The following is a 7764-nucleotide window of genomic DNA, read 5'->3' on the forward strand; positions in this document are numbered from 1 at the left end:
GCGTGGTTTATCTGCGCTCGAAGTTATCTCTGAAATTGTTACGGCTGTAACACAACGTAAACCTTATCCAGATGTGTTTAACCTCACCAGCGATTAGTCAATACTACGCTGGTGAATGGTTACAATTGATGGGCTCTGAATTGAGACTCTGTATAGGTCATGCTCATTTTAAAGATGAAGACGATGTAGGATACTCGGAATACGGTTGGTACTCAGAGAACTTGATTGTGAAGTTAGTACCTTACTTGAATCAAGAGCAAATATTCAATCTGCAAAGCTTTATTGAAGAATGGACTCCTTATCCAATCAACACTGAATCAGAGCACCCTTCAGATAGATTAAGGTGGTTTAGGAGGAACGAAGAAGAAAGACTCAAGCTTTTGAGCTGCTTACCTACGACTCATTTTAATGCAAGAAGATTAAGGCAAGTCAGAGAGTTTAAGAAAAATCAAAAAGCAAGAATAGGAAAACCGAATTCAATTGGGATGTCTACCCCTGTATCTTCACCAATGTCTTCTGATGCTATGAATAAAGCATCGGATGAACAGTTACTAAAAATGTTAAATACAGTGAATGATATCGTTGATAACCGTTCTTCAATGACTAGGTTCTTAGGCGGTGGGCAAAGCCAACTTAACTCAGCATTTGGACGGTTTTCAAAGGATAATCCTCAAAGAGCAATTGCATTGATCAGGGAGAGCTTTGAAGTTGGCAAAAACGAAAAAGCAGCAGGCGAAGCTATTTCTCAACTTAGTGAAAGTGAAAGCGTGAATACACTTGAAATTAAAGATTTAATCTTTGAGCTTGATGCTCGTGGTTTTACAAATGAATCTTTTCGACAAGATGCTTCAAGAGCTTTAAATAATTTATTGAGAAAGAGAGCCTTAACTCTGAATGAACATGAGTTAAATGTAATAAGAAGTTGGTTAAATCAAGATGTTGAATCATTGCACAATCAGTACGTTGACTCTCAAGATCTACGAGTTAGAAATAGAAATCAAAATAAAAGACCAGAAGATAAACCAGCAGCAAAACTATTCCATAATGGACGTGGTATTAGATTTGTAAAGCAAAATAATTATTCATACCTAACTACGTTAATGCTTACCTATTTGTGTAAAAATACTCCAGATTACGAAAGTTGGATAATTGAGCTTGAATATCATTTAGAACAAAACGAAGATCCTTCTATATGGGCATATCTATTAGTGTCTGATAGTAAGTATTTTGTCAACGTAACCTCTCAACGTGTCAAAAATTTACTGTCCAATATTTTTAATAAATTTCCTAAGGTACTGCTCGACGAAGACATAGTTACTGTAATTTGGAACTTACGAGACTATTTGGATGATGAGCTCATTAATTCAGTACTGTTAGGTTGGCTTACAAGTAATGATGAATTATTACTTCAAGTTTGTGGTGAGCTTACATGTGCATTAGGTGTGACAAGAGGTGAGCCATATATAGGTCATACGTTATCTCGAGTTAATGACGGAAATTATTTTACAGTCTGCGGTATCTTATTTACTGCTACCATAGCATGGCAAGAAAATGATCCTACAATAAGACAAAGAGCTCATAGCTTGTTACTAACCTTATCAGAAAAGATTTCACAAAGGCATGCATTTATATTTGTAAAATCCAGAGTGTCCTCATCTCCCATGAGACCAGATAAATTAACTATCGAATATATTCAAACTATAAAAAATGACCCAAAGCTCCTCAGAGAGTCATCAGGCTATTGGGCAATGAAGTCATTAGAAAGTTTGATGCTTTATCCAAATGCGGAGCTCACTGTTCTAGAGTTCATTGAATCATACATTGATTTATTATTTAAAAGTGACTTGCAAAATTCTCGCAGAAATACAGAGAACCTTGTGAATATCCTGATCAGTCTACAAAGAAGCTCTAAAGGTATTCAAAAGCGTGCAATGTCAGCTTATGAAAAACTTTTATCAATCCGAGATTTTGAAGCAGAAAAAGCGATTGAATCATCAATGAGGGTGTAACTCTAAAAAGGACTTTTGCAAAATGTTAAATCAAGTTAAGGCGGCTCTTGATATTTGGGAGTACTTTAAAGGGAAATTAAACAAAACACCTTCTAAAAGTAATTCTGCGGATAGATTCCTTCAATCATTCGAAGCTCATGGAGTAGCTCGGAGTCAAATTCCTAGGTTTTTTGGTCATGGTCTAACTTTGTACCAAGTTGAAAATGATGACGAACTACTTAAAGTACTTAATCACCAATTGCTCGAAGCAGCGGCTAAGTTGTTTCGAATTCGCCTTGAATGGTTAGAAGGCGCATCTAGTGAAATTTATGATGTTACCCACTTTTATAAACAGCCAGCAGCTTTTGGTGATTACATTGATAAAATCACTGCTTCTGGAAACAGGCTTACAGGCTGGCTAATAAATACTAAAATTCTTACTCATGATTATGATTCATTGATTCTTTTGGAAGAACAAATCGGTGCTGTAGGAGAAAAACCAATATATAGGTATCACTTTTGTGAACTTTGGATATTCAATTACTGGAAGTGCAGGGTGGATCTTGCAGCCTGTGTTGCTCAAGGCTGGAAAAAAAACTGTTATATTCATGGTGAGACAATTTCCAAAGATCAGTTTTTTAAGCTATCAAGTTTGAAGTATTTTCCTTGCTCTCCTAATGGGGAATCATTGTTAAGTAAAAGCAAGCGTTGGGATGCAGATATGTTGGCGGAGGTTCCTGAAAAACTTATTGCTAATCTATTTGATGGTGAGTGGGGGAAACAGAGTGCATTAGCTAGATGGTTTCAGTATGACAAAAAAGGTCTGATGGATACAGGTTATGTCAGGTAAGCATTCACCAGAGGGGTATTGACAATCTCAAACTCCCGTTTATTGGCATTTATAACTACAAGCTTGCCATTGTTTTGTGACACAAGTACCACCCCGAAAGTAAGTTTCACTGTTTATTTGAAAAGTCAATACGGGGCTGGTGAATGGTTACTATGTCAGTTCTAAAAGTGCATTTGAAAAATTCATAGAAAAATATTGAATTCATGGTGAGTGATGCTTACCTAAAATCCACTTACGAGATCTTTTTACTAAAAACTTTTAGCTGTGTGGACACTTGGTGGACAAAACAAAGAAAAAGGGCTTTGCATTTCTGCTAAGCCCTTGTTTTATTTGGTGGAGGCGGGGGGATTTGAACCCCCGTCCAGAAAGCCTACATCCTTTCTAGCCCAAACGAAAACAAACACTTAGCTGATTTCATTAACTTTGATTGACGGTATTCAATGGTATCTAATGTATGTAAATGAGGAATGCCGCCATTTTGTCGCCACTTTTTTCAAAGAGTTTTTATTTAATGTCACTGATATATGCACAAATTAAGCAAATGCTGCAGCGAAATTTTGAAGCTCTTTTAAATGTTTTGGTCGTTCGGGTTGAACAATATCTTCATTAATTTTTAAGATTACAGATCTAAATACGTCAGTATTATTTTTAAAACCCTGACTATCCATTAAAGACTCTATTTGGGATAAGCTTTTATCATTAAGCTTTAACGAAAGCCTCCTAGAAGCTTTTGCTTTAGCGATATCGGAAGACAACAAGTGATTTAAGCCACTCGCAGAATATCTACCGCTACTCAGAGCATGGAAATAATAAAGCATTAAAGGCTTATTAAATACTTCAGATAATGAGGGATCAATCCGTTGTGAGGCTAGCGTTAAAATATCTAAGTAATGGGCAGGCACTCTAACCTCAACAGAGGTTTTAACTTTATTATATTCAGCTCTAACTTTTGCAGTTGACTGTTTAGGTATACTTACGACCTCTTTGCAAGCATCACAAACTGCCGCTAATACGTCTTTGACTGTTCCTGAGTTATCACTGAAATCAATATCTCTCAGTTGATAAGTTGCTTCTGTTAATCCGCAAGTGGAGCAAACAACTTTTCTTTTGTCACCTTCTTTAACTATTTTCATTCTATACTCCACTCTCATGCACACTTATAAATAAAACATCAGGCTCAACAAAGTAAAATTTGATGTACCATTTCTTACCGTCTTTGTAAGGTTTTAAAATGTGAACATCAATAGATGGTGCTTTATGGTGAGAGCTAACTTCGTATTCATTCCCTCTAGTACGCTTAATTAACTCAACAACGGCTTCATCAGATAACTGACCACACTGAAATAAGTTTTTCACATTGATGTTTTGTCTAACTTCGTGGTCATAAGAACCTCGCTTAATACAGGAGATGACCTGTTTCTTAACTTCGCTGAATCCCATTAGACCTCATTTATTATGTACGCTAATTATCGTACAGTCAAGTTTTGTACATTTTATGGCGTACGTTTGCTTTAGCTTATAGTGTCATAAGTTATCGGGAGTAGATACTGTATTGAAGTAAAGAGCAGGTTTTTGGTGAAGGTTACCTTAAAGAAGGTAAATTTAGAGTTGTCTGTTCAAATGAATCAGCACTATGCACTTTAAACCCTAAAGCATCATAACCTTTTGCTCTTTTTTGATACATCCTCTCTAGCATCGGAAATCCAGATTCGACGTAATCATACACAACTACTTTCTCTTTACCCTCGTACTGTCTTTGAATTCTACCTATGTACTGAGTCAGCGTGCCTTTCCAAGATATTGGTAACGCCAAAAATAACGTATCTAATTTGGGAAAGTCGAAACCTTCACCTACGTATTTACCTGTAGCAACCAAAACCTGAATTTGGTCAAGATTATCGAGAATATGACGTTTTTCTTTATCCTTCATTGCGGCATGTAACATTTTTACATCAACGGCTCGTTCGATTAGCAGAGCCGTGAGTAATTCTGCATGTTCACGACGTTCGGTTAAAACAATGGAGGTTCTGTTCGAAGTCGTTGCTGCAACAATGTCTTCCACGATAGTTCTATTTCTTTTCTGGTGGCTTGCAAGCCACCTATAAACTTGAGAAATATGAGGGCGATTTTCTGTATTTAACAATTCTGCTGGGATAGTCAAATCTAGTTTGTTGAGATTAACCTGTCTTTCAAAATTACTAACTTCAGTACTGGCAGTATACCTAATGACTCCAGCTTGCATGAAGATGATAGGCTGATGACCATCTTGTCTGTTTGGTGTCGCAGTTATTCCTAAAACGTATTTGGAATGTACTTCAGAGAGTAGTCGTTCATACTGAGGAGCTGATATATGATGACATTCGTCTATAATAACTTGCCCATATTCATAGATGATGGGGTCAATAGTGTTGTCTTTGCGATTAACTAAACTTTGATAGGTTGCGATATCGATTTGTTGGGTTGGCTTATTTTTACCAGCACCAATGACACCAATATCTGCGCCCAATAAAAAAGCTTGCAAACGTTCCTTCCATTGAGTCAGTAGTTGGCGGCTGTGAACTAAGATCAGAGTATTAACTTTTCTTCTGTAAATAATGCTGATAGCTACGATAGTTTTACCAAAAGCAGTAGGAGCGTGAAGAGTTCCAACATCGTGTTTGAGGAGTTTAGTGACCGCTTTGTTTTGCTCTTTTCTCAACTCACCTTGAAACTCTAATTGCTTTAATTTACACCCAGATCTGCGTTTATCTTCAACACTGATCAAAATATTATTTTCTTCAAAAAGTAAAGCTACGTCATCAATACAGCCTCTGGGTAAAGACAGATATCCTTCATCAATTTCAGCTAAACAAATAAATCTGGGAATGCCATTGGTTGAGAACCTTAAAGCTTGAGTTTTAAAGAATACAGGGTTTGAGAAACTTGCGGTTCGCTTTAATTTAGCTAATTGTGCTTGAGGAAGTTTCTTGGTATCAATAAAAATCCTATTCGCTAACACGACTTTAACGTCTTTCGGGCAGTCAGGTATCACACTAGATTGCTTAGCAAAATTAAGCTCCCAAGGCTTTTTATCGAGCTTTACCTGAGAAGTTTTCTGCTGTTCGTTAACCAACTGTTCAATTTGTACTTTTGAAACTTTGCTTATGTTTAGTAGGTGTTGCCATTGATCTGGAATTTGATTAAAGCTCTCATCAATAAAGACTGAATGGCCTTGTTGTCTTGGATGGTATTGTAGAGGTAGCGCAATTAAATTACCTAACCCGCCTGCTGGAATAATATCTTGATTGGGGAATAATCGGTCATAAGATTCGAACGAGAGACCAGAATGAAATTCCATAGCCTTATCAAGCAATAAGAAACCCAACTCCCTAGCTTTAGATGCGGCAATGGGTACTTCGAAAAAGATCCAAATGTGAGCACCATTTCCTGAACGTGAGCGCTCTACACTGCAGCCAATGTTATGAAATTGGCAAGCCTTACGAAAAGCTGAAACAGCCTCCTGCCAATCTGATTTATCAAAATCAACAGCTAATAACCAGCAAGTATTATCCGAAATAAGCGGATAAAGACCTGCGGTTTGTTTGCCTGTCAAATGGCTGTGTACAGCATTTTTGTCTAATGCTTTGAAAGCCTGGCTTTTACACTCAAGACATTTCACTTTAGGTTTAAAACAAATACCTTGCTTCCATTCATTATGACAAGCAATAGAATAGCCTGAACGACCCGCTTGATTTTGCCAGCGTAATGCATGAGCGTCCATTCTGCCTTTGAATAAGCTCAAGAACAGATCAACTTTCTGCTTTGAGTTTAGGGTTGTACAGTTAGCTGAAGTTTGATTTAAAAGAACCTGCTTGCGATCAAGTAACCTTGTCCGCTGCATTTCAAGTTCTATTAACTGTTGCTCGATCAACTCAAGCTCAGAATCAACTGCCAATTTGCTTTTCTCTGTAGAGTTAAGGTGCTAACTCATTTTTACTGAGCATTTTTTATTTATCAAGCATTTGCTAAATGATGAATAACATTATACAAATCATATGGCATCTGTATTCCAAAACAAAAAACTATAGAGTGATTAGAAAGCAAGATTGGAAGTTATATACTTGGACGTAAAAGCTGTTAACTTATTCGTTTGCATTAAATAATGCATTATATTTAATGGCTTATAGTTTATTTTTTTCTGGTCTTTCACTCGGAACTGGATGTTTTTAGAGGTTGTGGCGGCAGCACTGTCGCCATTTTTAAAGCCATAATAAAGAAAAAGACCTAGCTCCTAAGAGCTAAGCCTTTGTTTTATTTGGTGGAGGCGGCGGGACTTGAACCCGCGTCCAGAAAGCCTACATTTTATTCCTGTAACCGTGTCATGGGCGTTGTAGCGCATTTTCAATAACTTACAATATCTATGCGTACCATCAGAGACCGTCAGGGAGATGCTGCGTGGACACTTTGTGGACATGAGGAATTTCTAAAATATTTTTCAAATATGATGTCTAAAAACTTATTAATTTTGAAATAAACTACTCGCCTTCCAGTAACCGCTGCTTGTTTTTTTCTAGCTGCTCTTGCAACTCCTTTTCACTAGGAAGCTCTGTAAGATATTTTGAAGCAAACAATTGCTGACTTTCATTTAGTACTGAATACTTAGCAACGGTGTTATTTTTTTCAGTACACAAAATTAATCCGATGGTTGGGTTATCGTCTTTTCGACGTTTCTTTTCTTCATACATTCGAACATACATATCCATCTGACCAACATCTTGATGCGTTAGCTTATGCATTTTCAAATCAATGAGTAAGAAGCACTTTAAATCAATACTGCGGACAGTTTTATGCTGCAATAACCCCGAACTCTTCAAGTTCACTGATGACTTGAGATACTTTTTCGTTACTCGGGTCGATATCTAACTTGTCAAAAATGATTTTCATCAA

General features: G+C 36.9%; 6 protein-coding genes. 2 read left to right on the forward strand and 4 right to left on the reverse strand.

Annotation, left to right across the window (positions count from 1 at the left end; all coding sequences use genetic code 11):
* Nucleotides 1-128 precede the first annotated feature (128 nt).
* Both JQC92_RS19915 and JQC92_RS19920 read left to right on the forward strand, forming a co-directional pair.
* Complete coding sequence (locus JQC92_RS19915; protein ID WP_205001287.1) at nucleotides 129-2009, forward strand: hypothetical protein; 1881 nt, start codon at nucleotides 129-131, stop codon at nucleotides 2007-2009.
* A 22-nt stretch (nucleotides 2010-2031) separates the two neighbouring features.
* On the forward strand, nucleotides 2032-2838 hold the full coding sequence (locus tag JQC92_RS19920) for a hypothetical protein (protein WP_205001288.1): 807 nt from the start codon (nucleotides 2032-2034) through the stop codon (nucleotides 2836-2838).
* A 533-nt stretch (nucleotides 2839-3371) separates the two neighbouring features.
* Here the strand turns inward: JQC92_RS19920 and JQC92_RS19925 are convergent.
* The 4 genes from JQC92_RS19925 to JQC92_RS19940 all read right to left on the reverse strand — a co-directional run bounded on the left by JQC92_RS19925 (nucleotide 3372) and on the right by JQC92_RS19940 (nucleotide 7697).
* Nucleotides 3372-3971, reverse strand: a complete 600-nt coding sequence (locus JQC92_RS19925; RefSeq protein ID WP_205001289.1) for a hypothetical protein — start codon at nucleotides 3969-3971, stop codon at nucleotides 3372-3374.
* Between the two features lies 1 nt (nucleotide 3972).
* Nucleotides 3973-4278: a hypothetical protein gene (locus tag JQC92_RS19930; RefSeq protein WP_205001290.1), complete on the reverse strand. Its 306-nt coding sequence runs from the start codon at nucleotides 4276-4278 to the stop codon at nucleotides 3973-3975.
* 142 nt (nucleotides 4279-4420) lie between these two features.
* Nucleotides 4421-6772: a TOTE conflict system archaeo-eukaryotic primase domain-containing protein gene (locus tag JQC92_RS19935; RefSeq protein WP_239480654.1), complete on the reverse strand. Its 2352-nt coding sequence runs from the start codon at nucleotides 6770-6772 to the stop codon at nucleotides 4421-4423.
* A gap of 580 nt (nucleotides 6773-7352) precedes the next feature.
* Nucleotides 7353-7697 (reverse strand): PDDEXK nuclease domain-containing protein, encoded by a 345-nt coding sequence (locus tag JQC92_RS19940; protein WP_338049533.1) that lies wholly within the window; start codon nucleotides 7695-7697, stop codon nucleotides 7353-7355.
* Nucleotides 7698-7764 lie beyond the last annotated feature (67 nt).

It is taken from the genome of Parashewanella hymeniacidonis (assembly GCF_016900895.1).
Taxonomy (GTDB): domain Bacteria; phylum Pseudomonadota; class Gammaproteobacteria; order Enterobacterales; family Shewanellaceae; genus Parashewanella; species Parashewanella hymeniacidonis.

What these genes read in the sequence shown, in the direction of transcription:
- JQC92_RS19915 (WP_205001287.1), top strand. Translation starts at nt 129, where the DNA reads ATGGGCTCTGAATTGAGACTCTGTATAGGTCATGCTCATTTTAAAGAT.
- JQC92_RS19920 (WP_205001288.1), top strand. Translation starts at nt 2,032, where the DNA reads ATGTTAAATCAAGTTAAGGCGGCTCTTGATATTTGGGAGTACTTTAAA.
- JQC92_RS19925 (WP_205001289.1), bottom strand. Translation starts at nt 3,971, where the DNA reads ATGAAAATAGTTAAAGAAGGTGACAAAAGAAAAGTTGTTTGCTCCACT.
- JQC92_RS19930 (WP_205001290.1), bottom strand. Translation starts at nt 4,278, where the DNA reads ATGGGATTCAGCGAAGTTAAGAAACAGGTCATCTCCTGTATTAAGCGA.